Raw genomic sequence first — 25,516 nt, forward strand, 5'->3', positions numbered from 1 at the left:
TCTACTAAATCATTACTCTTACAACAAACTGTGATAAAAGTCAGATAACATACAACAAAATGCCAATATGCTATCTGCTTATTTTTATTGATAAATTGAGTTTGCAGTATTAATTGATTCTAAAAAAGTATTCACGGTAATACTTGAGTTCGCGAATCGAATCACGAATATCATCCAGCGCCAGATGGGTTGCCTGCTTTTTCAGGCCAGACATAATCTCGGGACGCCAGCGACGTGCCAGCTCCTTAACCGACGACACATCCAGATTGCGATAATGGAAATACTGCTCAAGTGCCGGCATTTCACGGTGCATAAAGCGGCGATCCTGACAAATGGAATTACCACACATCGGTGATTTTTTGGGGTCTACCCATTTTTTTAAAAAGGCAATGGTTTGTGCTTCCGCATCCTGACTGGTTAAGGTACTGCGGCGCACCCGCTCAATCAGGCCGGACTGACCATGCTGGCGCGTATTCCATTCATCCATGGCATTAAGCACCTGATCACTCTGATGCACTGTTAGCACCGGGCCTTCGGCCAGAATATTCAAATGCTCATCAGTCACAATGGTAGCAATTTCAATAATATGATCACGGTCGGTATCCAGACCGGTCATTTCCAAATCAATCCATATCAAGCGTTGATCGCTGCTACTCATCAGTGTTGCATCCACAAGTCTTATGCTAAAAGAGTTATATTAGCAAACTCACAGGTCTTGCTACATGAATAAAAAAAATTCACAACAATTTTAATGGCTCAGGAAAGTTAGCGATGACTGTTTGTCATAAAGCATAGCTTTGCATGTGCACTTATTGACCAAACTGACTTTTAAAATGAAGTTTTGAGCCAATTGCTTGCAATCAGGATCAGCTATACTGAAAACTATTATATTTTTATATAAAATTGATATTTTAAAAACGTCAAGTCCTTCTATGCTGCTGTTGACAAACTGTCCAGTCATTCCCTGCTGCTTCTCAGGTTAGTATTTTCCGCTATATTAATGGTCCCTGTTCTGTTGCCTGCTCTTAGCAGTGGGCAATTGAAGGAACCCCGCATCGAAAGGTGCGGGGTTTTTAGTTTAAGCGCACTTTGTTTTCTCATTAAAATCAGCTTTGACAACAAAAATTTAAAAACAGGCTGATTCAACTACGTACCCTCTTTCACTTTTTACACTGATAAAACTATTTACCTGCCTTATTAATTAGACCGTATACTAACAGGCAGTTTTCCACTGCAACTTTCCTATGCACCCAAAAATGGGACTGACCCTCGTTATGGAGCTTTTTTAGGCTTATGGCTTTAATCCGCAAACGTCGCCTGACTGAACAACAGGAACGCCGCATGCAGGCACAGCAGGAACGCCGCCAGCATGATATTGATGACAGTCAGCAGCTTGAAGGACTGGTCGTGGCGCATTATGGCCGCCAGCTTGAAGTTCAGGCATTGTCAGTTCCTGAACAGCAAAGCCCTCCTATAGTTAAGGATGGTGAACCTGAACCGTTCTGGCGTCCTGTAATAGAAGGTGAAGTCTGGCGCTGTCACACCCGCACCAATCTGGAGTTGCTGGTCACTGGTGACCGGGTACGCTGGCAGGCCGATAGCAATACAGGGCTGGGTGTCATTAATGCCATGCATCCGCGGTCTTCCCTGCTAACCCGTCCGGATCGCTATCACAAGGTAAAACCGGTTGCCGCCAACGTTAGTCTGATTGTGATTGTATTTGCCCCGCTCCCAGTACCCTCACCGCTGCTGATTGACCGATATCTGGTGGCGTGTGAACAGGCCGGGATCAGGCCGCTGCTGGTGCTCAACAAATCTGACCTGCTTCAGGAGAATGACGAGCTGTATCAATTGCTGAAGGAATATCAGGCACTGGGTTATGAAACCATGCTCACCAATAAACACGAGGGGCTGGAAAACCTGAAAGCCCGATTGGCACAGCAGACTGTGGTGTTCGTGGGACAGTCCGGCGTGGGTAAAAGCTCACTGATTAATGTGCTGGCACCCAATGCCCTGCAAAAAACCAATATTATTTCTGAAAACTCAGCACTGGGTCAGCATACTACCACCACCACCAAACTGATTCCCCTGCCGGACGGTGGCGCACTGATTGACTCGCCGGGCATTCGTGAATTTGGTGTATGGCATCTTGATGTCGATGCCATCCGGGCTGGTTTTGTTGAAATGCAGGATTATTATGGCACCTGCAAGTTCCGCAACTGCATGCATCGGCAGGAACCTGGCTGTGCCTTGCTGGCCGCCAGCGAGCGCGGCGAAATTCTGGAACGTCGCCTTAAAAGCCTGAACCGGCTGGAAGCCGAAGTCCGCGAGAATGACAGTTAAAGTGTCTGAAACATCCTTACTGATTCTATGATTTAAACATAGCGCCCTATTTTTAGGACTAGGGCTATGTTCCTATGGCTGGCTTAAAACAAAGCAATCATATAAAACCCTGCAAAAAAGCAGCAGATTATCGGTATACTGTGTGCAATTTTAGATGTGATCAGGTGCACTGTGGAACGCTGGCTAGAGTTTATGCAAAATCATCCCTTCCTGTTTGGAATTCTGGGGGTGTTGATTGTTTTGTTTTTTATCCTTGAAAACCGTCGTAGCGGCCACAAGATATCTCCTCAGTCCCTTGGCGTTTTAATTCAGCGTGAAAATGCTTTATTAATCGACCTGCGTGATGCAAAGGACTTTAAGGCCGGACACATTAGTGGAAGCCGTAATATTCCATTCAGCCAGCTTAAAAACCATGTTGAAGAGCTGCGCGAGAGTGATCGTCCAATTGTCATGATTTGCAACATGGGTCAGGTCGCAGGTTCTGCTGTACAAATGATTGCCAATACCAAATGCTATCGTTTGGACGGTGGCATCGCTAACTGGAAAGCGCAGGGCTTACCGCTTGTTAAGGCACGCTAGCCGTTTTTAACGGACTGCTGTTTTTGACAGAATAGAAATCAAGTAGAAATTGACTGGAGTACGATCATGAGTGCCAATGTTCTTGTTTATACCACAACAGTTTGTCCGTACTGTGTCCGTGCAAAACAGTTATTGCAACGCAAGAATATTGCGTATGAAGAAATTGACCTGAACAAGGAACCCAGCGAAGTACGTTCCGAACTGATGGCACGCACCAAGCATCGTACTGTACCGCAAATTTTTATTAATGATCAGTTTATTGGGGGTTTCGATCAGCTATACGCACTGGATAAACAGGGCAAGCTGGACGAATTGCTTAACGCCAATAATGGCTAATCGGCCTAGACCGATTTTTTTACTGCAACACGTTTAACGACATTAGATTAGGGACATGTTTATGAGTGAACAACAAGCTCAACCACAACTGGCACTGGAGCGTATTTACGCCAAGGATCTTTCATTTGAAGTACCCAGCGCTAAAGTATTTACCAAAGAATGGCAGCCTGAGTTAAATATCAACCTGTCCTCTAGCGCTGAGCAAATTGATACCACTCATTATGAAGTGGTATTAAAAGTAACCGTCAGCGCTGAAAACCAGCAGGAAACCGCGTTTATTGCCGAAGTTCAGCAAGCCGGCATTTTCCTGATGGAAAATATTGATCAGGAACAATTACCGCAACTGTTGGGTGCTTATTGCCCAAGCATTTTGTTTCCTTTTGCACGTGAAGCCATCAATGACATCGTGACCAAAGGCAGCTTCCCGCAACTGCTGCTGGCACCGATCAACTTTGATGCTGCCTTTGCTGAAAATCTGGCGCGTGCCCAGCAGGAACAACAGCAAGCTGCTACTGGCAATGCCTAATTTCGTTTAGCGCTGTTAAAAGCCACAGTTTTGCTGTGGCTTTTTTATACCAGCCAGCTTTATGGCTATCCCGAACTTATTACTATAGATGCTTACTAACAATCCAAAAAAAGCTGCCTTAAAAAAATTATGATTCCTTATCGTTCACTCATTAGTTTCATACCAAGATTTTTATTGCTGATCCTAGGCTTAGTTTTACTTCTGGACAGCTTGTATTTACTCATTCAGAAAAAAGTGCACATTGGTATTGTCTTGCCCTTGCTCATTGGCACCGTTTTTATCATTTACGCTATTGGATGGCATAAAATCCATCGATGGCTCAATCAACACATTTACATCAAACGACTCTGGAAAACTGGCTGGTCCCTGTTTGCACTCTGGTGTGTGAGTCTGGGCTGGTTTGCCTTGACGATTCAGCAAAACATCACCCACACCATTGAAAGCACTCCTGTTAAAGTAATCATTGTTCTGGGTAGCGGCGTTGAAAACGGCAAGCCATCCGCAGCTTTGGCCAAGCGCCTTGATGCTGCTGTGCCGGTAGCGAAAACTTCACCGCAGGCATTACTCATCTTAAGTGGCGGGCTTGATTTTGGCGAACGGGAAGCTGAAGCTGTGATTATGGCACGTTATCTCCACCAGCATTATGCGATTCCTTCGTCACACATGGTGCTGGAAGATCAAAGCACCAGTACCGAACTCAACCTGAAAAACAGCAAAGGCATACTGGCGCAGCATCAGGTCAGTCTGACTGATCCGGTGGCTATTGTTACCAGTGACTTTCATACCATTCGGGCAGCAGCGATTGCCAGAAAACAGGGTTATCAGCAGGTGACCATGATTAGCGCACCAACGCCATTATTCATGCGCTATAACGCCTGGCTGCGTGAGTATTTTGCTTTTTTAAGTGGCTGGGTGCTGAATGAATACTAATTTATATTGTGGATAAATTAATTTTTAATTGCCTAGTGCTGATACATAACATCTGTACGAAGGACATATTTTTGCCCTGTTACGACTGGAGCACCTTCATGCAACTGTTGATGTTTAAAAATTAGTAACTGTCCAACTTTTGGAGCGATGGATGCAACCTGAGTTTCTGAACAGGGTTTAAGCATGCCGCTGTCACGATAGAAAATCGTTTCGCCACCTGAATAACTTTCATTTAAATAAATTAATAAAGTTAACTGGCTGCTATACCAATCATTCACTTCATAAGAAGCGTCATAATGCGGTTTAAATGTCTGGCCTGCTTCATACAAATAAAATCTGAATCGTTCATTTAAACCATGTAATTGCCATCCATTTAACGAAGGCGGTAAGAAGCTTTTAACTTTGTTAAATATTTTTTCAGCGAAATCGACATCATCATAAATTACGCGCTGATTATTACGCACTTCCTGCCTTAATTCAGATTGTGTACGACTAAGTGTGATAGTTGCCAAGTCATATTCATGACGATGGCTAAACTCAATCAAATTTTTACACTCTTCAGGTGTAAAAACGTTATCCACAGTCATAATGAGTGGATCTTGCTGATAGGTTATTATTTTCATGTGATAACTCTAAATTACTGCTGGTTTTAAATTTTTTCTAAAATATGTAACTCATCTACTCAAGAAATAAGCACTGATAGCACTGTGAATCTATTCCTTGACCTTATTCTGCGCCTTGGAAATACATTCCACCAGTTGCCATGCAATCTGCGCTTTGGACGCCTTGTCCAGATGCTGCTGCACCAAGTGATAGTTTTCCGCAAAAAACACGGTCATGGCATTGTGGTCGCTGCCAAAGCCAATATCCGAACGGGACACATCATTCACTGCAATCATGTCCAGCTTTTTGCTCACCAGTTTGCTACTGGCATATTGTTCCATGTGCTGGGTTTCTGCCGCAAAACCCACCATAAACGGACGTTTTTCCTGCTGGGCAACTGTGGCCACAATATCCGGGTTTTTGACCAGTTGAATAGTGAGCTGTTCACCGGCTTTCTTAATTTTTTGCGGTGAAACTTCGGCGGCGCGATAATCAGCCACAGCAGCGGTTGCAATAAAAATATCACAGCCCTGATTCACCACTTTTAAGCACACGGCCAATAATTCCTGTGCCGAACCAATGTCAATGCGTTCAATTCCCTGCGGCGTTGGCAAAGTGACCGGGCCTGCAATCAGGGTAACCTTGGCACCTGCATCACGGCAGGCTTCCGCCAGGGCAAAGCCCATTTTGCCGGTACTGTGATTGCTGACATAACGTACCGGGTCAATCGCTTCCCGGGTTGGCCCGGCAGTAATCACCACATGCTGCCCTGCCAGAATTTTTGGCTGATGGTGTGCTGGCTGGGCAAGCTGTTGAAAATAGTTGGCCACTTGTATCGCCAGTGCCTCAGGTTCTGGCATACGGCCCAATCCCACATCACCACAGGCCTGCTCGCCAGCATCAGGCTGAATCACCTGCATGCCATAATCAGTCAGGGTTTGTAGGTTACGCTGGGTCAGTGCATTTGCCCACATTTGCTGGTTCATGGCGGGCGCCAGCCAGACTGGAGCCTTGCTGGCCAGCACTATAGTTGTCAATAAGTCATCAGACAACCCAGCCGCCAGCCGTGCAACCGTATTGGCGCTGGCAGGTGCAATCAGAATCAGGTCGGCCCAGCGTGCCAGTTCAATATGGCCCATGCCTGCCTCGGCAGCCGGATCAAGCAAGGTGGTATGTACCGGATTGCCGGACAACGCCTGAAAAGTCAGTGGGGTAATAAATGCCAGCGCGCCCTGCGTCATCACCACACGCACATCAAACCCGGCATCTTTCAGACGGCGTACCAGTATGGCGCTTTTGTAGGCTGCAATACCGCCAGTAACGCCCAATACAATGCGACCAGCCTGCTGGCCAGCCTGATCCATATCCGGATTTGTACCATCTTGATTTATATTGTCTTGGCTTGATGTCGTGCTCATGCTGTTTTCCCGTACCTGTTGTTTCGCACCTGCAACATGGCGCACACAATAGCACTAAAGTGTTTTTTACCCAAATAAAACCTTGGCTCCAAACCAGACATTCATATTAAAATGGCAACGCTTTAAAACCTGTGACAACCAGAAATCAAAGATTTTTATAAACAGAACGACAAGAACATTGTAGCCATCATGACCACAAATAAACGGAACAATAATGAGTATTAAATGCTGGCCTGTCTCTGAACGGCCGCGTGAACGACTGTTAAAGCAAGGTTCTGCTGCACTGTCCGATGCAGAGTTGCTGGCGATTTTTTTGCGCACGGGAAGCGCACGTGCCTCTGCCATTGAAATGGCCCGCAGCATGATTGGCGAATTTGGCAGCCTGTTTGACCTGCTGAATGCCAGTCAGGAGCAGCTGCTGGCCTGTCATGGGATGGGTGAAGCCAAGGTCGCGCACCTGATGGCAGCACTGGAACTGGGTCGGCGCTATGTTGGCCATCAGTTGCAACAGCATCACCAACTGGATGAACCCGCACTGGTAAAACAGTATTTTTCGCAGCAATTACGCCATGAACCACGTGAGGTATTTGCAGCCATGTTCTTGGACAGCCAGTTGCGCCTGATTCAGTTTGAAAAAATCTTTTATGGCTCAATTACCCAGTGCAGTGTGCATATTCGGGAAATCATGCGACTGGCGCTTACGCATCGTGCAGTGAACCTGATTGTGGCGCATAATCATCCCGATGCACCTGCCGACCCTTCCCATGCTGACCATCAGCTTACCCTGCAATTGGCCCATGCCTGCCAGCTACTGGATGTCAAGCTGGTGGATCATGTGATTGTAGGTCAGGACAGGGTGTTATCCTTTGCTGAACAGGGCGATATGCCGGGTTAAAATTTACAGGTTTGTGGCACTATGATTGTTCGTGAACGTCCCAATTCAGTCCGGCTGCTGCTGGCCATGCAAGGCTCGATATTGCCGCAAATCATGCCGCAACTTTTAACAGTGATTGGTTTGTCTGCGTTGTTACTGCTACTCAATCACTGGACGATTCATGCACTGGCTGATGTGCCGATTGCAGCGTTTTCCCTGATTGGCCTGACCCTGTCTATCTTTCTGGTATTTCGCAACAATGCCTGTTATGAACGCTGGTGGGAAGCGCGCAAGCTGTGGGGCAACCTGATTGCCCAAGTGCGACATCTGGACCGCAATAGCCAACTGTTGCCAGCTGCGCAACGCCAGCAACTGATGCAGTATGTACTGGTATTTAATTATGCACTGTTGGCCAGATTGCGCAAAATTCCGCTGTCTACCGCAGTGCAACAATGGCTTAGTCCAGCCCAATATCAGGAAATCCAGCAGCACAGCAATCCTCCGCAATATGCACTAATGCTGGCACATCACGTCTTAATGCAAAATTTGAAAAATGATGAGCTATCTGACATTTGCTATGTGCAACTGAACAGCCATTTAATAGAGTGTGCGGGTGTACAGGCAGCCTGTGACCGAATTGTGTCAACGCCGCTCCCTTTTGCATATTCCTTGCTGTTACACCGCACGGCTTATTTGTTTTGTTTGCTGTTACCGTTTGGTTTGGCGCATAGTCTTGGCTTTTTTACCCCAATTGTTGTGGGTTTGCTGGCTTATACTTTTTTTGGGCTGGATGCACTGGGCAGTGAACTGGAAGAACCTTTTGGACTGGAAAAAAATGACCTGCCCTTGGATGCCCTGCTGCGCACCATGGAAATTGATATTTTAACGGGTTTAAATGCTGCCGATATTCCTACACCGCTACAGCCCGTCAATCATGTGCTGACCTGATCAATCATAGATCACTGAAACAGGCAAGCTAAAACTGCTCCCACACACCACGCTGGTTTTCCTTGACCACAGGCACTTGTCCCAGCTTCAGCCACGGCATATTGCTGCCATGAAAATCACTGGCAACCGATACCGCCAGGTCATGCTGGGCAATCAGGTAATCCATCATGGCGCGGGTTGCGGGTGGCTCAACAGCTGATGGTAACTCCATGGCATGTCCACCCAGACTTTTAAACAAACCTGCCAGATACCGAATATGGGTGGCCGATAAGCCATAACGGGTGGGATGTGCCAGCACAGCCTGCCCACCACTGGCATTAATGATGTTTAGCACATGATCCATCTCTGCCCAGGCCAGCGGCACAAATGCCGTTTTACCTTCTTTTAAATACTGGTCAAAGGCCTGTTGCTGCCGCGCCACAATGCCCTTTTGCACCAGCCAGCTGGCAATATGCGAGCGGGTAACGCCTTCTGCCCGGCCATCCGCCAGTGCCAGCACTTCAGGCCACGGATCAGTCTTGGTTGCTTTTTCCAGTTTCTGGCAAATTTGCACAGCGCGGTTAGCCCGAATCTGCTGCTGCTCGGCCAATAATTCCTGCAACGGTGCCAGATTTTTTGGGGCCAGCGCCACAATATGTACACCAAACGAATTTTTTTTATTCGGCTTGTGCCACTGGCTGGAAATTTCCACACCTTCCACCAGCGTGACACCATGCTCTGTAGCAGCCAGCCGTGCTTCAGGCAGTCCATCCAGTGTGTCATGGTCAGTTAGTGCCAGCATATCCACACGGCTGCAACTAGCATGCTCAATCAGGGCTGCCGGTGACAAAGTTCCATCAGAAAAATGGCTGTGGGTATGTAAATCCATGCGTTGCATATTCTATACTTTCGGCACTTTAACTTGACCTGGCTGACACTGTAGCATGAAAGCCCTATTGGACTATGTTCCATTAATTATATTCTTTTACTTCTACAAAACCACCGATCCGGCAGACCGTAGCCATCCCTTGCTACAGCTTGTTGGCAGTAGTGGTGCGCCCGATAACAACAACATTCTGGTGGCCACCTGTGCCCTGCTCATTTCCACACTGGTGGTTTATGGCGCACTACTGGTGTTCCAGAAGTTCCGGCTGGAAAAATCGCAATGGTTTGTGCTGGGCATGACAGTGATCTTTGGCGGCATTACCCTGATGCTCAGTGATGATTTTTATATCCGCCTTAAAGCCGTGATCATTAACGTGGTGTTTGGCTTTGGCTTCCTGCTTAGCCCAATGCTGATGAAAGACCGTAAGCCGCTCATTCAGCGCCTGTTTGGCCCGGTGTTTGAACTTGATGACCGCAACTGGAAAAAGTTGAATCTGGCGTGGGGGCTGTTTTTCTTTTTCATGGCATCACTGCATATTTTCTTTGCTTTTATCTTTTTTAATGGCAAATACTGGGGCGAATTTACCGCATTCGGCGATATAATTGTCATGTTTAGCTTCCTGATTGCCCAAATGGTCATCCTGAGAAAACACATCAAGATTTCCAGCAACGAAAGCTAAGCGCATCATTATTTAAATCCCGAGAAACCGCATGCCTTTATTTGCTATTCACTGCACTGATGCCCCTGACCAGCTGGCCAAACGGATGGAAGTTCGGCCACGCCATCTGGAGCGTTTAAAAGCCCTTAATGAACAAGGCCGGGTTATTTTGGCCGGGCCTTGTCCAAAAAATGCAGAAGATACCGCTCAGGGATTTTATGGCAGCCTGCTGGTGCTGGATTTTCCGGATCGCGCCAGTCTGGATGCATGGCTGGCCGAGGAACCCTACTTAATCGAAGGTGTGTATAGCCAGATTGATGTTAAGCCATTTATTAAGGCCCTGCCGTAATGCTGCCACGCACAATTGAGGTAATTTTAACAGGCTGGCTGCTGCTGGCTGGTATGTTGTTGAGCACGCTGGCCTGCGCAGCTCCTGTTGCCAGTGCCAAAACTGCGAGCACAAAAACTGCTACCTCTACCGGGATTGTCATTAACCAGCAATTGCACCAGCAAATCCAGCAGAATACTGCCCGGCTGGCTCAACTGGAACAGGCCAATCAGGATGCGCTAGCGCGTAATCAGGAACTGCAACTGATGAATGACAATCTCACTGTGCAAGTGCAGGTATTGCAAAGTGAACGTAGTGCGCAAATGTTTTTGTATGGGGCCGTGACTTTGGCCGTTGGGGCGTTTATTGGATTTATTCTGGCTAACTATATTTTAAGCAAACGTACCCGTCGCTGGTAATGACCGTGAAAAGTCTGGGTTGTCCTGTTACTGATGCTATATCTGACTGTCCGATGCAAAGTAACGCCTGAACAAGCAGGATTAGCTCCATCTAGGCTTTTACCAGATTTATTTAGCCTCATCTCGCCCTTGTTGCAAGCGCAGTTCGATAAAATGACTGCACTAGCGCTTGGCCTCTTTAGTTTTAATTGTCTTTTTTTTGGATTTAATACGCGTGTCCTCCAGCCTGACTGCTCCCATCCTACATGCCGAACTTGATTGGATCATTCAGGACGGCGTTGAAATTCCGGCATCAAAGCAGTTTGGCGATGTGTATTTTTCCAAAGCCAACGGACTGGCCGAAACCCGGCATGTATTCCTGCAAGGCAATGAACTGGCTGAGCGCTTGGCACAGCTTCAATCGCATCAGTATTTTTGTGTTGGCGAAACCGGTTTTGGTACGGGCTTAAACATTCTGGCGCTTTGGCAGCTTTGGCAGCAATACCGGCCTAACAACCACAGTCGCCTGCATGTCATTACCGTAGAAAAATTTCCGCTATCGCGTGATGACCTACAGCGTGCCCTAAAAGCATGGCCCGAGCTTGCTCATTTATCGACGCAGCTCATTGCCCAGTATCCACCCGCCCTGCCCGGCTGTCATCGGCTGGTGTTTGCTGGCGAGCGCTTTTCCATTGATCTGTGGCTTGGGGATGCGGCGGACTGCCTGCCAGAAATTCAAACTAGTCATCCGGTTGATGCGTGGTTTATGGATGGCTTTGCACCTAAGTGCAATCCGGAACTTTGGCAGGACAATATCCTAAAACACCTAATCCGGCTTTCCGGCCCCGGCACCACGTTTGCCTCATTTAGCGTAGCCGGAGTGGTCAAGCAGGGCTTACGCCAGTTTGGCATTAAGGTCACCCGGCCTGCTGGTTTTGGCCGCAAACGTGAAATGCTCAAAGCATGGTGGCTACTCCCTGAAGATGAAGCAGTCACTACCACTGCATCAGTGCAAGCGCCACCCAAGATTGCCATTATTGGGGCTGGCATTGCCGGGTTATCCATGGCGCATGCCTTGGCAAGCCGTGGTTACACCTGCGATTTGTATGATCAGGAACAGCCACTGGCAGGTGCCTCCGGCAATCCCCGTGCATTGCTTGCACCCAAACTGATTTCACTGACAAAGTTTTCTGGCAATCTCCTGAATCTAGGCTGCCTATTTAGCCTGCGCTACTGGCAGCAATTTTCTGGTGTGGTGGAAAAAACCGGCACGCTGCATATTCTGGACAAGCGTGCTGAGCAGGAACTGGATAAAGCCAGCGCCTACCACCAAGACATCCTTGAAGGACTAGCGCCATCACAGGTTATTGGGCAGCCCTCTCAGACTGACTCTGGCAGTGCCTTACCCGGTATCTGGTTTAAACAAGCAGGCTTACTTAACCCGCACCGGCTAGCGCAAGTCATTCTGCAAAATTCTGCGATTCAGCAACATCAGGTAGAAATTTCCCAGATAAAGGCCCTGGATATACCTTCGCAAAACGCACAATGGCAACTAATTAATAATAAACATGAAAGCTCGGGCATTTATGATCATGTGGTGATCTGTACGGCATTAGCAAGTCCGCAACTCTGCAACCTGTTACCGCAACTAAAGCCAATTCGGGGACAGGTTTCATGGTTTAGCAAGCCTGGTAAAATGCCTGACCTGCCTTTGCCCATGACGTATGGCGGCTATATAGCCCAGCTTAACCAGCCCGAACATGAAGCTACTGTTTTACTGGGTGCCTCGTTTATCCGCCAGGATAACCAGACTGATATCCGGCTGGCTGACCATCAGCATAACCTTGATTTAATCAAGGCCATTGCACCAGCCACTGCCGACAGCTTTCCACCCATTAGCACATGGCAAGGCCGTGCAGCCATTCGCGCCCAGTCGCCGGATTATTTACCGCTTGCAGGCCAGATTAACGGGCATGCAGGTTTATGGACACTTACAGGATTGGGTTCAAAAGGCTTTAGCTTTGCGCCACTCTGCGCTGAACTGATATGTGCCCAGTTACTGGGTGAAGTCTGGCCAATATCAGCCAGCGTGGCTGCGAGTGTTGATCCTAATCGTTTTGCTCAAACTCGCAGGCAAAATGGTATTGAATAAATTACTGACCCTGCTCAAGCTCCATGCCAGCAGCTTTGGCAGCTCGGGTGCCCCCCATCAGTACCACAATATCGCGGTTTTCATCAAAAGAATGTAGCAGCTCGGCAGCTCGGGGGGCTTTGCTACCACCGCCACACAACACATAAATTGGCTGACCCGCATCAATCCGGCTTAACTGATCCGCAGATAAATCATTAATTGGCTGGTTTACTGCACCTTTCACATGGCCTTCAGCAAAAGCCTTGGCGTCCCTTACATCCCAGATGACTGCATTGTCCGGGAAATTAAAGGTCGTAATTTCAAGCTTGCGAATCATTTATACACTCCTTGACTACAATCAGCACTTGGCAAAAACTACAATACCACCTAGCATTCTTACAATAATTTTCCACTCAATGTAAAGGATAAATCATGCCGTCATTTGATATTGTATCGGAATTGGAAATTTTTGAAGTCAACCACGCGGTTCAGAATACCCAAAAAGAAATCCAGACCCGCTTTGACTTCCGTGGTTCCGAAGTCACTATTGAGCTAAATGAAAAAGCCAAGGAAATCAAGATCAGTGCCGAAAGCGACTTTCAGGTTGAACAGGTTTATAACATGCTGGAAAACCACTTTCACAAGCGCAAAATTGATTTGCAAAGTCTGGACCCGCAAAAAATGACTGCCTCAGGCAAGCACACTGTTCAGGTGATCAAGCTTAAAGATGGCCTTGATTCTGATACCGCCAAGAAAATCAACAAGGCAATCAAGGAAAGTGGCATTAAGGCACAATCATCCATTCAGGGCGATAAAATCCGGGTTACCGACAAAAAACGTGATACCTTGCAACAGGTTATGGCATTTCTTAAAGAACAGCAATTTGGTTTGCCCCTTCAATTTAACAATTTCAAAGACTGATTTTCACTTCACAATTTTTTACTTCACATCTTTTTACTTCACAATTTTGGGGAAATTTTATGACCAAACCAAACCGTATGATGAAAGTGGTGAATGCCACCTCAAAACTGCCTGAATCCATGCGTACTTTTGCCATTTCCAAAGCATTTGGCACTATTGTCCCTATGGTAGGCACTGCCGGGATTCGCTATGAGCATGTCACCCCGGAAAAAGTCGTGGTCAGTATTAAAAACAAGCGCCCAATGCAAAACCATATTAAGGGCGTTCATGCTGCGGCCATGGCTCTGCTGGCTGAAACTGCCACAGGTTTTGTGGTGGGTCTGAATGTACCGGATAACCGCATCATGCTGATCAAGTCCCTGCATGTGGATTATAAACGTATTGCAAAAGGGGATTTGGTAGCCACAGCGACCTTGAGTGATGAGCAGCGCCAGTATATTGCAGACAATGAAAAGGGTGAGCTGATTGTTCCGATCACAGTTGTAGATGAATCTGGCCAGTCACCCATTCAATGCACCATGAACTGGGCATGGCTTCCCAAGAAAAAGAAACAGGCTTAATGGCTTAATGGCTTAAACTTAGCCTGATCACTAAAAAAGCTGCCCGATCAATTTGACGGGCAGCTTTTTTATTCAAGTAAATTGAATATTTATAGCTAATTATGGCAGTGGACGTTTTTTACCATGCTCATCAATGGCCACATAAGTAAAAATACCATTGGTCACCAGCACCGGATTTTCAATATCGTTACTTTCCCAAACATCTACCATGACCTGCATTGATGTCGTGCCTTTTTTGACAATACGGGTATAACAGGCCAACACCTCACCCACCTTAACTGGCACATGAAACACCATATTGTTAATTGAAATGGTCGCAACACGCCCGCGGGAAAGCCTGCGCGCATGTACGGCCCCGGCCAAATCCATTTGGGAAACCAGCCAGCCTCCAAATACATCTCCATTCCAATTGGTGTCCGCAGGCATTGGAATCACCTGTAAAGATAAATCACCTTCTGGCATAGTTCACCCTAGTCAATTAAGTACCTGATAAAATTACTGATGCGCCTGCATCCACTGCTGAATTTGTACTGAGGTCATGGCGCCCGCCTGCCGTGCCACTTCCTTACCCTGCTTTAATATTACCAGTGTCGGAATACTGCGAATGGCAAACTGTTGCGCTGTCGTGGCTGCCTGCTCAGTATTGACTTTAACAAACTGAACAGCGTGCAGTTGCCCGGCAGCGTGTTCAAAATGCGGCGCCATCATCTTGCATGGCCCACACCATGACGCCCAGAAGTCTACCAGTACAGGCAATTCAGTAGAACTGATAAATTGCTGAAAGTTTTGATCATTCAGCTCCACCGGTTTACCACTTAACAACACTTCATGGCAGCGACCACACTTGGGCTGTTCACCCAAACGGCTTTGTTCCAGCCGGTTTTTTGCCAGACAATGCGGACAGGTAACAATCATGATCTTATCCTGTAAATTTATCCGTTAACCAATATGTTTCTTTAAAAAAGCCAGTTGCACGCGAATCCCTTCTTCAAACCAGCGACCCTGCAACAAATCAAAATGCCCAATCGGCCATTCCAGATATTCAACCTGCTTGATCTTTGCTGCCGCCTTCCGGGTTGCAGATAGCGGAATTAAGCTGTCCTTTTGTGCACCGAAGATTAATGCTGGACACTGAACCCTGGCTGCTTCCTTGGTAGGCCGGTACTGATTTACGGTAATAATAATGCGGGCCGGCACTAACCCTACCCAGCTACTGCCTTTGGGTACCATTTGCATATAGCCTTCATAACAGTCATCACCGGTTAGACAGCGCACGCCTTGCTCAGCCACCACCGGAATACGAATCGGGTCACGACCAATCTTGGAGCCAGCCAGATCCTGCAAGGCCAAAGCCGTGGCGCGCGGCAGCAGATGCTTGGGATACATCATGGCACTGGCAAAACCATCCACATGCGGCACCAGCCCAATAATGGCAGCAATCCCCTTTTCCCGCGCAGCTGTTGTAATCACATGACCACCACTCATGGACATGCCCCACAGCACAATACGTGAGGTATCCACGTCCTTACGCTTTTTTACCTGTGCTAATACAGCCTTCCAGTCTGCCACATGATTGGGCGCTGACACCAGCTCACGTGGCTTGCCAGTACTGCCACCAAATCCGCGATAATCAAATAATACAACCGCGTAGCCTGCCTCAGCAAAGGCGACGGCTGTATCGGGTAAGCTAAACTTGCGTTCTCCTGCAAAGCCATGCGCCATCATAATGACCGCAGGCCTACGTACCTTGGCAGGTCGATAAAAATCCGCGCCCAGTGTTTCTCCGCTGCTTTTTAAAAATAATGGTTCTATGCTGTACTGTCCCATTTATTATTCCTCTGTCCTAGAAGTAGATGCCTAAACATTGATGGCTCATGGTTTTAATCCCTGTTTTCCAGTTACAGTATAGAATAGAAGATTCATCATTTAACCAGTCATCAACATATTTTTGCTGAAATTATTTGTTGACACTGCCTTAACTTAGGTAAAGTTTAGCCATATATTTTTTTAATGAATGGGGAATCGAAAATGGCCGATCAAGTGGGTTTTGCAGGACAGCTTTATCCTGAACATATGGTGGAAGTGACACAAAAGGGCTTTAAATCCCTAATCAATAACCGTCCGGATTTTGAGGGTGGTAATGATCAACCTACCAGTGCCCAGCTTGAAGAAGCAGCGCGAAATGTCGGCATTGATTATGTATTTCAGCCCGTAGTGGCTGGGCAAATTAGCCAGCTCGATGTTGAAGCCTTTGCCCGCCACTACAATGAACTACCCAAACCTATTTTAATGTTTTGCCGTACCGGTAATCGTTCCAGCAATTTGTATCAACTGGCTAAGCAGATGGATCTACTTGATGATTAGACTGAGTATTGTTTTATTGATGACATTTATAAGTTTAAGTGCCTGTTAGAATTTGCAGATTAGGCCTACGGCTACGGTTAGTGTTGGCACAGGTTTATAAGATAAAAATAGGTAATAAAAAACGGCTCTGGGAGCCGTTTTTTATCAAAGGACTATTATGGACAGGTAAAATTAGTACCATATGGGCTAATTAAATTAGGACCATAAGTTCCATCAGTACTATAATCATTAGCAAGGGACGGTAATCCTAAGTCATAAACTGTTCTAGTCGGCAATGTAGTTACTGTAGAAGCTGCACCAATACGTATATTCAACCATTGTGAATAAATCTTCGGATAACGAATGGTAAAGTCAAATTTACCCTCCGCATCAGTGGTATAAGTAGCCGTAGTTCCTTGACTACCCAGGAATGTAGGTACTTTTACCGGAATATTGATTACCTGAGTATTGGTTATTGCTGTTCCAGCCGCACTAGCAGCACAAGTCACGGTATCATGATATACCCACTTTTCACTTTGATTACCCAGTGCATCTGTCACTAGATCCCATGAATATGCACCTTTAACATAACTCAATGGTGTGATATCAAGAGCAACTTCCTGATTGGCCAACGGCTTGCCATCAAAATCAACAACGCTTGCCGACAGATTACGTGTGTAGTATACCCCATCACTTGATGCACTTATCTCGGTAGGATTAACCCCAATTACAATTGAGGCAACAGGTTGCTGGATCATAGCCTGCACAACATTAATGCGTCCACTTTGCACCGCATCAAAATAACCGTTTTCCTTAAAGGTTGCAGTGACGTTTAAATCATCACTTGCAAAATCAGTTGCGCTATAAGTCTGTGCACGGGTAGTTTCGTCCACTTTTACCTTAAATACAGCTTGGCCATTAGTATCAGTTGTTAAACCGGATGCACCAAGGATTGATGCACCATTACGAGCAAAGTCCGCAAGGCTTAAGGTCACATATTGACCGGATACTCCTCCCCCGTTTGCATCCACCACGGTCACAGTAACGTCACTGCTATCATTACGAACATTCAGGGTAGGCTTGGCAGAACTAATCCGCAGACTATAGCGAGCCGGCTGGGTTTGCGACGGTGAGGTTGATGGCCTGAAAACAGCCAAACGGCTTACTTGGGTGGTAACTGCATCATTTTCCTCTGTATGGCTAGCTTCTAATAAGATACCGCTAGCAATCAGCAGATCCTTATCGAAATTGCCGGTAGGCGTACTCACCATGAAGAAAGCGCGCCCTAGTTCATCCGTAGTAACGGTTTGTGGTAAGGTTGTAATTCCGCTGCCAGTCCCATTAATCACAATACCAGCTGCAGTATTTCTTACAGTTAAGCTGACATTTTTATTTTTGACCGGCTGATTGGCACTATCAAGTAGCGTTACTACCACCAGTGTTTTGTCACCATCAACACTTAAACTATTATTGTCAGGATCAATTTGCAGATGATACTGACTAATGGCCTCATTGACATTTAGATGCACATCCTGAGTCCTAACCACACCATTAGAAAGGGTGATAGAAGCACGAACAGTAACACCGTTAGCTAATAAAGCCTGATACTGTGCACCAGTAATTTTAGTCAGTTTAATACTGAACCTAGCATTACCACTAGCATCAGTGATTGCATTATTAGCACCCTCAATGGTTACGCCATTTAAAGCAGAATCCACTACTGTCAAAGCAACAGGCGAGTTTTTGATTGGTTTGAGATTTTGGTCAACCAATTTAGTATAAATCTCTGCGCTATCACCTGTAGATAGTAATGATGGTTTTGAGCTACTAATAGTTAGATTGGTAGATTCCTGTGGAACAGTCACGTTGATTTTACCAACCTGCGTCACAGGAATTGGACTATCAGTATTTAAGGTATTAACAGCAAAGGTAATTCCACTTTGTACCAGATCAAGCTCGGCCGGATCAGTCCCAGCGGCTACACTCACCTTAAATGTAACATAGCCATTAGAGTTAGTAATTTTAGTAGCTTGGTCTACTGTGACCCGTGAGCTTAAATTAGGTGCCAATGCAAAAGTAATATCCTTGTCTTTTAGTGCATTGCCATCCTTATCTACAGCACGAACTACAATATCTGTACTGTCACCTAATGTTGAAACTGTTTGCTTGGATGGGATAACCTGAAGCCCAACGACTGAAGGGTTTGCAGATTCAGGGGATTGCGCCATTACTTTAGTATTTTGAATTAGTGTTGTCCCATCACTGAGTATGGTGGCAGCAGCTAAGTCAATACCATTAGCGACCAGATTTTTAATCTTTTGCTCATCGACGTTATTTATATTCAGTGTAAAAGTAGCCACACCTTTAGCATTAGTAGTAGCAGTACTTGATGACAGCGTTACGCCATTTGCAGCAGCAGCCAGATTTAATCCTAATGAAATTTTCTTCTTCGCTGCTACTGTCCCACTGCTGTTGAACGCTTTCACGCTTAACGTTAATGTATCATTATCTGCCCGTACCACGCCTTTAGAAGCAATTAGTTCTAAACGCTGAATATCAGTTGCTGCGTTATTAGCATCGACATTAAACTGAACAATGGTAGTTTGAGTAATGTTAGTGCCAGCACTGTTAGTATAAGTCGCTGTGGCATTAATGCCTGCCAGCAATGCTTTGATTTGATCAGCACTTACACCGCCACCAGCTGGTGTGTAGGTTACAGTAAATTTTGCACCGCTGGCATCAGTTGTTGCATTCGCTGGAGTAACTTTAACATCCAAGCCAGCCAACACATTATTGAGCTTCAAGCTGATGGTTTTATCTGTTAATGCAGTGCCATCTTTATTAAAAGCCTTAACTGTAATGACTGATGTCCCGCCTGACGTAGCAATGCTGTCAGAGCTTGTAGCAGTCAAATAGCCCACCTCATTTAACGCTGCCTGTGAAACGACGTTGATCTTAATATTTTGACTGATTGTCCCGCTGCCATCGCCCTGTACGGCAGAGGCACCAATGCCAATACCGGAAGCCACCAAAGTAGCGACTTTTTCAGCAGTATCGGGCTTAACACTCAGTTCAACAATTGCCTGACCATCGTCATTTGTTTGTACAGCGCGCGAGCTACCGGTTGCATCAATAATGCTAACCCCATTTTGCAGGGCAATGCTATCTAATGCGACGATCACTTGACGGTTTTTTATTGCATTACCTGCACTGTCTTTTAATGTTATTACAGCTTGTACAGTTTCACCATTTTCTGTATTAACTATCAATGCGCCCTTGTTTACTACCAAGTCCATGCGTGCAATGTTGACCTGATCGGCATAGAACTGCACTACTGTATTTTGAGTAGTGTTAGTGCCTGCGCTGTTAGTATAAATTGCTGTGGCATTAATACCTGCCAGCAATGCTTTGATTTGCGCTTCAGTTAAGGTGGTCGGTGCAGTATAAGTTACATTAAAGGTCGCGCTACCATCTAATCCCGTGGTCTTACTAGCTGCATCAACTTTAATATCTAGTCCAGCTGGAATTGTACCGAGTTTGAGGCCAACTGTTTTGTCTTTAAGCGCTGTGCCACTACTGTTAAAGGCCTTAACTGTAATGACTGATGTTCCACCTGTTGTGGCAATGCTGTCAGAGCTTGTAGCAGTCAAATAGCCCACTTCATTTTTAGTCGCTTCTGACAGTACATTCATTTTTAGAGTTTGAGTTATTGTCCCGCTGCCATCGCCCTGAACTGCTGATGCACGAATAACAATCCCAGAAGCGACTAGCGCCTCTATGGACTCTTTGGTTGGTGTACGCACTTCTAAAGCAACAACAGCCTGACCATTAGCATCTGTTTTGACAACGGTTAAGCCGCCAATCACATCCTTAAAGTTTACACTGGTCAATAATATATTATTATCAGCCCCTAAATTATCCAATGATAAAGAGACCTGACGATTTTTAATCAGATTTCCATCTTTATCTTTAAGCGTCACGGTGGTCAGGAAAGTTTGAGTCGTAGTAGTATTAACAACTAAAGCCAAGCCTTTTTCGACCACCAGATCCATGCGTGAAATATTAACTTCATCGGCATAGAACTGCACTACTGTATTTTGAGTAGTGTTAGTGCCAGCACTGTTAGTATAAATTGCTGTGGCATTAATACCTGCCAGCAATGCTTTGATTTGCGCTTCACTCAAGCCTGCTGGAGCAATATAGGTAATCTTAAATTTAGCGCTGCCATCGGCTGCTGTTACCTTACTAGCTGCATCAACTTTAATATCTAGCCCGGTCGGAACAACATCAAGTTTTAGGCCAACTGTTTTGTCTTTAAGCGCTGTGCCACTACTGTTAAAGGCCTTAACTGTAATGACTGATGTTCCACCTGTTGTAGCAATGCTGTCAGAGCTTGTAGCAGTCAAATAGCCTACTTCACTCAATGCCGCTGATGACAAAATGCTAACTTTGGTACTTTGGGTAATTGTCCCGCTGCCATCGCCCTGAACTGCTGATGCACCAATGCCAATACCGGAAGCGACCAAAGCATTAATACTGGTTGTGCTGCCTGGCTGAACATTAATAGCTATACTGACCTGACCAGCGGCATTGGTACTAACTACGGTTAGACCGCCTGTGGCACCCGCAAAGCTAACCCCGTTTTGCAGAGCGGTATTATCCAGTGCTAAAGTCACTTGGCGATTGGCAATAGGATTACCTTGGTTATCTTTTAATATTGCTATGGCATTGACAGTCTGGGCGGTGATTGAGTCAACCACCAGTGCACCCTTGTCAACCAGCAGATCCATACGTGAAATATTGGCAGGCAATGTATAATAAGCCAGCATAGAGCTTTGGGAAACCGTACCTTGACTACCTGTATAACTTGCAGTAAATGTCAGTCCCTGAGCCTCTAGTGCAGCCTTATCAGCAGTGGATACCTGCGCAGCATTATAAACCACTGTAAAACTTACCTCACCCGCTGCATTTGTGGTGAGCTTATTTCCTTCTTTAATGCTAAGTCCATTAAAGGCTTTGCTTAAGGCTAGACTAATGTCCTTATTGGCAACAACAGCACCACTACTATTATAAACTTTAACCTTAACCACCCGCTCAGCAGATTGTGTTACGTCTAAAGATTGAAGACTATCAATCGTTAAATAAGTCACATCAGCTTGCGACTGCGCTGTTGCTGCCACCATCAGTTTGGCTGTCTGAGTCAATACAGTACCAGTGTTTTGTTCTGCAGAAGCTGTAAGTAATATGCCTGCCGCAGTTAAAGCATCGACAGCTTCTATATTTGGCGCAGCCAGTTTAATCGTGAATTTTGCTTCACCTGCCGCATCGCTGACAATACTGCTTGCTCCTGCAAAAGATACCCCATTATTTTTGGCCACATCCGTCAAGCTTAAGGAAACTTTACGCCCGATAACCGCCTGACCATTTTCATCCAATGCCTTAACAGTAATAACTGCACTATCACTACCTGCTACGGCGACACCTTTACCGAGGTTAATGGATAACTGTGTTACATCTGCATTAACATTTTGTTCATAATAACGTAGTCGAGTGGTCTGGGTAACTGAAGATACACCATTTGCAGGCTGATATTCAGCGGTTAATAAAACCCCTTCAGTCTTCAGCTGATTTAATAAAGTCTGATCGGTAATACTGCCATCATAACTTACAGTGAAGGTAGCCTTACCTTCGCTATCGGTTTGTAGTTTTGACGCGCCCACCAGCGTCAAACCATTTTTCTGACTATCTGCAATTTTTAGGGTTAAAGCGCGATTCGTTAAAACACCACCATTGTTATCTATGGCCTTAACAGTAACTTTAGCCTGACCTTTATTAAGATTAATCAGCCCATCAGCAGACATGCTTAAATAGCTTACCGCCACTGTTTCAGAAGCAGCAGCCTGAACCATAACCTGAATAGTCTGGCTAGCCGTACCGCTTGTGGCTTTGGCTGTAATACCGCTAGCAATCAGCTTGTCAATGGCCTCTGAATTAGGTGCTGTAGTTAATAAGGTATAGCTTACATACCCGTTAGCGTCTGATACTTTAGAGCTAGCACCATCAAATCTGACCCCATTTTGTGTTGCATCATCCGTTAATTCAAACTTGACTGATTGATTCGCTGCAGCATTACCTTTTTCATCAATAGCACGGATTTTAACCTCTACACTATCATTACTGGCATTTACCACGCCTTTAGAAACACTCATTTCCAAACGATCAACAGCAGGATTTTCGGCTTGCTTAGTGTAAAACTGAATTCGGGTAGTTTGGCTTACCGTACCTCCAGAAACCTTAGCATAAGCTACCCCAACATCCACCCCATTAGCTAGTAAACTGGCCAAAGTCGTAGCGCTAACACCTGTTGCATTAAACTGCAGGGTAAAAGTCGCTTTCCCGTTAGTATCTGTGGTTTGCTGTGAGCCTTCCTTAATTACAATACCATTCTGGGCACTATTATTGACTGCCATCACAATTTTCTTGTTAGCCAGTGTACCGCCATTTTTATCCACTGCGGTAACAGTAATTACCGCCTGATCACCCCTAATCTCAATCTGATCCGGGGTAGTAGCCAGCAGATAACTGACTTCATCGGTAATGGTTGAAACAACTGAAATTTTAGTACTTTGTGAGCTTACGGTAGAACCATCAGTAGTCTGCAGATTGGCATTAACGGTAATGCCATTTTGCACCAGTAACTGTCCAGTGCTGTTTAAATTGTTGGTCTCTGTGTTAATAGTAAACGTTGCATTACCATTGGCATCGGTTTTAGCAGTACTGTTAACTAGCTTGGCACCATATTGGGTAGCCATTTCATCTAATGCTAGAGATACACTCTGATTAGCAACGGCAATGCCTTCAGGGTTTTTAGCATTAACCACCACACTAATCGTGCCATCTATAGCATCTACCTTATTATTATTGCCGGTAGTCAGTGTTAGGCTGCTCACCAGATTTGCCACCGAGGTAACTCCTACTGTGGTCACCTGGGTTTTTGTAGCACCACTTTGCTCAGTTAGGGTTGCAACCAGCGGCACACCTGACTCGATCAGAGCAGCCCGGCTTGCTTCAGTACCCTGTGCAAGCTGTAATGTAAAGCTAGCATAGCCTTCATTATCAGTCGTTGCAGTAGATACACCTTTAATGCTGACCGCACTTTGCGTGTTAAAATCCTTAATAGCGAGCTTGACCGCCTGGTTAGGAACGCCGCCGCCATTACTATCAACTGCCCTTAGCCGTATAGTGGTTTCCCCACCTGTTACTTTCAGGCTGCTGACCGAATCAAATTTAACTTCATACTGGCTTTGCACCACGCCTGTTGACCCTGAAATAGCAACCTTTCTCACATTATTTATGGTAGTGCCTACCAAAGTCGTCGTCAGGGTCAGTTCTTGGGCAGATTTATTACTGCCATCCAGTTTTATAGTAAAAGTAACAGTCCCAGTCTCATCAGTTGTTTTCTCAGAGCCATCACTGGTAGCACCTAAAGTCATTGCATTGGAAATATTGAGATTAATTTTTTTCCCAGCAACGCCACCGCCATCTTTATCAACAGCTTTTGCAGTAACAGTAACCTCATCACCATTAGCATTAAGTTGATCTTTATTTATACTTAAAGTAATACCAGTGGCTTCAGCTGTATCAGTAGCATTACCGGTACCTGTATTACTTCCTGAACCAGAAGTACCACTACCATAAAAACCTTCACTACCGCCGCCGCCGCAAGCTGCTAAAGAAATTGAAGTAGCAAGAACTGTTAAGTTAACGCCAAAACGCTTTGCTTTTTGAAGATTAAGTTGAAAATTTGTCATTACAGCTTACCTAATATTTTAAATTTAGAAGTCAAATGCTTTGAACCAATCGTTATGCTACAAGCAACTGCCTTTCCTGGCTCATTTAGGCATGACTTTACTTAAGTTATACATCTTTATCAATCAGTATTTAGAATGTTTATATTTTTATTAGAAAAATAGCTAAATATGAAGAAAAAGTAATATTTAATTCAAAATATAAAAATACTTACAATAATCATAAAACTTTATTTATGTAAGTTTTAACAATTCAGCTTTAGAACATCATTAAATCTTAAATAGCTTCTATGGAATTTAAAAAAATAAATTTGTAAAGAGTAGATAACTGTTGCTCGATATGTCAGATACAGCTCTAACATATATTGTTATTCAACTTAATTAAGTACTATACTGAACAAATCTGAATTAAAATTATCTCATCAGTATCTTTACATATAAATATAATTAGAAGTTAATAACTATAAAAATATTAAGACTTTGTTTTTCATGCAAAAAATTTATTCTTAGTTTTTTAGTTCATTTAGAATATAAAAATTTATATTTAATACTTTAAATGACAAGGGATATGAGCAGCTTAAATAAATTTAATAGAAATCAATAAAAAAAGGAGGTCACCACATGGATGACCTCCTTATTGAATAATGAGCTGTGAGTGGCAGTGCCACGCAAGTCCTGTAGGTCACGACCCCTAAATAAAAAAGGGGATCAGTCTTGAACTGATCCCCTTAGGAATAATGAGCTGGCGATGCCCTACTCTCACATGGCGAATGCCACACTACCATTGGCGCAACGTGGTTTCACTTCTGAGTTCGGGAAGGGATCAGGTGGTTCACACGTGCTATGGTCGCCAGCACAACTGGTTGGTCTTTGATCTTATGGTCAAAGTACCCAATGCTGTACTTAAAGACTAGCTTTAAGATTTAGTCATGAATCAATGGAGTCTG

23 protein-coding genes and 1 rRNA gene are annotated in these 25,516 nt (G+C 45.2%); 14 read left to right on the top strand and 10 right to left on the bottom strand.

The window, feature by feature from the left end; all coding sequences use genetic code 11:
- Positions 1 to 109: 109 nt before the first annotated feature.
- Positions 110 to 658 (bottom strand): oligoribonuclease, encoded by a 549-nt coding sequence (orn, locus tag Q337_RS0108715; RefSeq protein WP_407636757.1) that lies wholly within the window; start codon positions 656 to 658, stop codon positions 110 to 112.
- Between the two features lie 635 nt (positions 659 to 1,293).
- Here orn and rsgA point away from each other — a divergent pair.
- The 5 genes from rsgA (at position 1,294) to Q337_RS0108745 (ending at position 4,714) form a co-directional block, all read left to right on the top strand.
- The gene (gene rsgA / locus Q337_RS0108725) at positions 1,294 to 2,343 is read left to right on the top strand and encodes a small ribosomal subunit biogenesis GTPase RsgA (protein WP_026471271.1); all 1,050 of its coding nucleotides are present in this window, start codon (positions 1,294 to 1,296) and stop codon (positions 2,341 to 2,343) included.
- A 171-nt stretch (positions 2,344 to 2,514) separates the two neighbouring features.
- Entirely contained in the window at positions 2,515 to 2,922 is a 408-nt protein-coding gene (locus Q337_RS0108730; RefSeq protein WP_026471272.1) for a rhodanese-like domain-containing protein, read from the top strand.
- Between the two features lie 66 nt (positions 2,923 to 2,988).
- Positions 2,989 to 3,258, top strand: coding sequence for a glutaredoxin 3 (grxC, locus tag Q337_RS0108735; protein WP_026471273.1), 270 nt, complete (start codon positions 2,989 to 2,991; stop codon positions 3,256 to 3,258).
- Positions 3,259 to 3,319: 61 nt separating this feature from the next.
- Complete coding sequence (gene secB, locus Q337_RS0108740; protein ID WP_026471274.1) at positions 3,320 to 3,784, top strand: protein-export chaperone SecB; 465 nt, start codon at positions 3,320 to 3,322, stop codon at positions 3,782 to 3,784.
- Between the two features lie 129 nt (positions 3,785 to 3,913).
- Positions 3,914 to 4,714: a YdcF family protein gene (locus Q337_RS0108745; RefSeq protein WP_051526684.1), complete on the top strand. Its 801-nt coding sequence runs from the start codon at positions 3,914 to 3,916 to the stop codon at positions 4,712 to 4,714.
- Between the two features lie 32 nt (positions 4,715 to 4,746).
- On the opposite strand, the gene Q337_RS0108750 is transcribed toward Q337_RS0108745, so the two are convergent.
- Together Q337_RS0108750 and coaBC are read right to left on the bottom strand one after the other, a co-directional pair.
- Entirely contained in the window at positions 4,747 to 5,337 is a 591-nt protein-coding gene (locus Q337_RS0108750) for a prolyl hydroxylase family protein (RefSeq protein WP_084494766.1), read from the bottom strand.
- Between the two features lie 90 nt (positions 5,338 to 5,427).
- Positions 5,428 to 6,681: a bifunctional phosphopantothenoylcysteine decarboxylase/phosphopantothenate--cysteine ligase CoaBC gene (gene coaBC, locus Q337_RS0108755; RefSeq protein WP_026471277.1), complete on the bottom strand. Its 1,254-nt coding sequence runs from the start codon at positions 6,679 to 6,681 to the stop codon at positions 5,428 to 5,430.
- 268 nt (positions 6,682 to 6,949) lie between these two features.
- Here coaBC and radC point away from each other — a divergent pair, with 268 nt between their 5' ends.
- Positions 6,950 to 7,630 carry a RadC family protein gene (gene radC, locus Q337_RS0108760; protein ID WP_026471278.1) on the top strand — a complete coding sequence of 227 codons (681 nt, stop codon included), beginning with the start codon at positions 6,950 to 6,952 and terminating at the stop codon, positions 7,628 to 7,630.
- A gap of 21 nt (positions 7,631 to 7,651) precedes the next feature.
- Positions 7,652 to 8,557 (top strand): bestrophin family protein, encoded by a 906-nt coding sequence (locus Q337_RS0108765; protein ID WP_026471279.1) that lies wholly within the window; start codon positions 7,652 to 7,654, stop codon positions 8,555 to 8,557.
- Positions 8,558 to 8,585: 28 nt separating this feature from the next.
- Here the strand turns inward: Q337_RS0108765 and Q337_RS0108770 are convergent, their stop codons facing one another.
- Complete coding sequence (locus tag Q337_RS0108770; RefSeq protein ID WP_026471280.1) at positions 8,586 to 9,434, bottom strand: PHP domain-containing protein; 849 nt, start codon at positions 9,432 to 9,434, stop codon at positions 8,586 to 8,588.
- Between the two features lie 46 nt (positions 9,435 to 9,480).
- On the opposite strand from Q337_RS0108770, the gene Q337_RS0108775 reads away from it, so the two are divergent.
- The 4 genes from Q337_RS0108775 to mnmC all read left to right on the top strand — a co-directional run bounded on the left by Q337_RS0108775 (position 9,481) and on the right by mnmC (position 12,958).
- Positions 9,481 to 10,101, top strand: coding sequence for an inner membrane-spanning protein YciB (locus tag Q337_RS0108775; protein ID WP_026471281.1), 621 nt, complete (start codon positions 9,481 to 9,483; stop codon positions 10,099 to 10,101).
- 31 nt (positions 10,102 to 10,132) lie between these two features.
- Positions 10,133 to 10,429: a YciI family protein gene (locus Q337_RS0108780; RefSeq protein ID WP_026471282.1), complete on the top strand. Its 297-nt coding sequence runs from the start codon at positions 10,133 to 10,135 to the stop codon at positions 10,427 to 10,429.
- Complete coding sequence (locus Q337_RS18630; protein ID WP_156935741.1) at positions 10,429 to 10,827, top strand: hypothetical protein; 399 nt, start codon at positions 10,429 to 10,431, stop codon at positions 10,825 to 10,827. The genes Q337_RS0108780 and Q337_RS18630 overlap by 1 nt, the downstream gene beginning before the upstream one ends.
- A gap of 214 nt (positions 10,828 to 11,041) precedes the next feature.
- Positions 11,042 to 12,958: an FAD-dependent 5-carboxymethylaminomethyl-2-thiouridine(34) oxidoreductase MnmC gene (gene mnmC, locus Q337_RS0108790; protein ID WP_156935742.1), complete on the top strand. Its 1,917-nt coding sequence runs from the start codon at positions 11,042 to 11,044 to the stop codon at positions 12,956 to 12,958.
- 1 nt (position 12,959) lies between these two features.
- On the opposite strand, the gene Q337_RS0108795 is transcribed toward mnmC, so the two are convergent.
- Positions 12,960 to 13,274: a rhodanese-like domain-containing protein gene (locus tag Q337_RS0108795; protein ID WP_026471285.1), complete on the bottom strand. Its 315-nt coding sequence runs from the start codon at positions 13,272 to 13,274 to the stop codon at positions 12,960 to 12,962.
- Positions 13,275 to 13,369: 95 nt separating this feature from the next.
- Here Q337_RS0108795 and Q337_RS0108800 point away from each other — a divergent pair, with 95 nt between their 5' ends.
- Positions 13,370 to 13,858, top strand: coding sequence for a YajQ family cyclic di-GMP-binding protein (locus tag Q337_RS0108800; protein WP_026471286.1), 489 nt, complete (start codon positions 13,370 to 13,372; stop codon positions 13,856 to 13,858).
- Positions 13,859 to 13,917: 59 nt separating this feature from the next.
- A complete protein-coding gene (locus Q337_RS0108805; protein WP_026471287.1) occupies positions 13,918 to 14,418 on the top strand; it encodes a DUF4442 domain-containing protein in 501 nt (166 codons plus the stop codon).
- Between the two features lie 99 nt (positions 14,419 to 14,517).
- Here the strand turns inward: Q337_RS0108805 and Q337_RS0108810 are convergent, their stop codons facing one another.
- The 3 genes from Q337_RS0108810 to Q337_RS0108820 are packed head-to-tail and all read right to left on the bottom strand — an operon-like array spanning position 14,518 to position 16,245.
- Positions 14,518 to 14,880: an acyl-CoA thioesterase gene (locus tag Q337_RS0108810; protein ID WP_026471288.1), complete on the bottom strand. Its 363-nt coding sequence runs from the start codon at positions 14,878 to 14,880 to the stop codon at positions 14,518 to 14,520.
- A gap of 33 nt (positions 14,881 to 14,913) precedes the next feature.
- Positions 14,914 to 15,333, bottom strand: coding sequence for a thioredoxin TrxC (gene trxC, locus Q337_RS0108815; protein ID WP_026471289.1), 420 nt, complete (start codon positions 15,331 to 15,333; stop codon positions 14,914 to 14,916).
- Between the two features lie 24 nt (positions 15,334 to 15,357).
- Entirely contained in the window at positions 15,358 to 16,245 is an 888-nt protein-coding gene (locus Q337_RS0108820) for an alpha/beta hydrolase (RefSeq protein ID WP_026471290.1), read from the bottom strand.
- 201 nt (positions 16,246 to 16,446) lie between these two features.
- Between Q337_RS0108820 and Q337_RS0108825 the strand changes: the two genes are divergently transcribed.
- Complete coding sequence (locus tag Q337_RS0108825; protein ID WP_026471291.1) at positions 16,447 to 16,782, top strand: TIGR01244 family sulfur transferase; 336 nt, start codon at positions 16,447 to 16,449, stop codon at positions 16,780 to 16,782.
- Between the two features lie 155 nt (positions 16,783 to 16,937).
- Here Q337_RS0108825 and Q337_RS0108830 read toward each other — a convergent pair whose 3' ends face one another.
- Positions 16,938 to 24,572, bottom strand: coding sequence for a beta strand repeat-containing protein (locus tag Q337_RS0108830; RefSeq protein ID WP_026471292.1), 7,635 nt, complete (start codon positions 24,570 to 24,572; stop codon positions 16,938 to 16,940).
- A 737-nt stretch (positions 24,573 to 25,309) separates the two neighbouring features.
- Positions 25,310 to 25,424 (bottom strand): 5S ribosomal RNA (gene rrf / locus Q337_RS0108835).
- Positions 25,425 to 25,516: the final 92 nt, after the last annotated feature.

It is taken from the genome of Alkanindiges illinoisensis DSM 15370, assembly GCF_000619845.1.
GTDB lineage: Bacteria > Pseudomonadota > Gammaproteobacteria > Pseudomonadales > Moraxellaceae > Alkanindiges > Alkanindiges illinoisensis.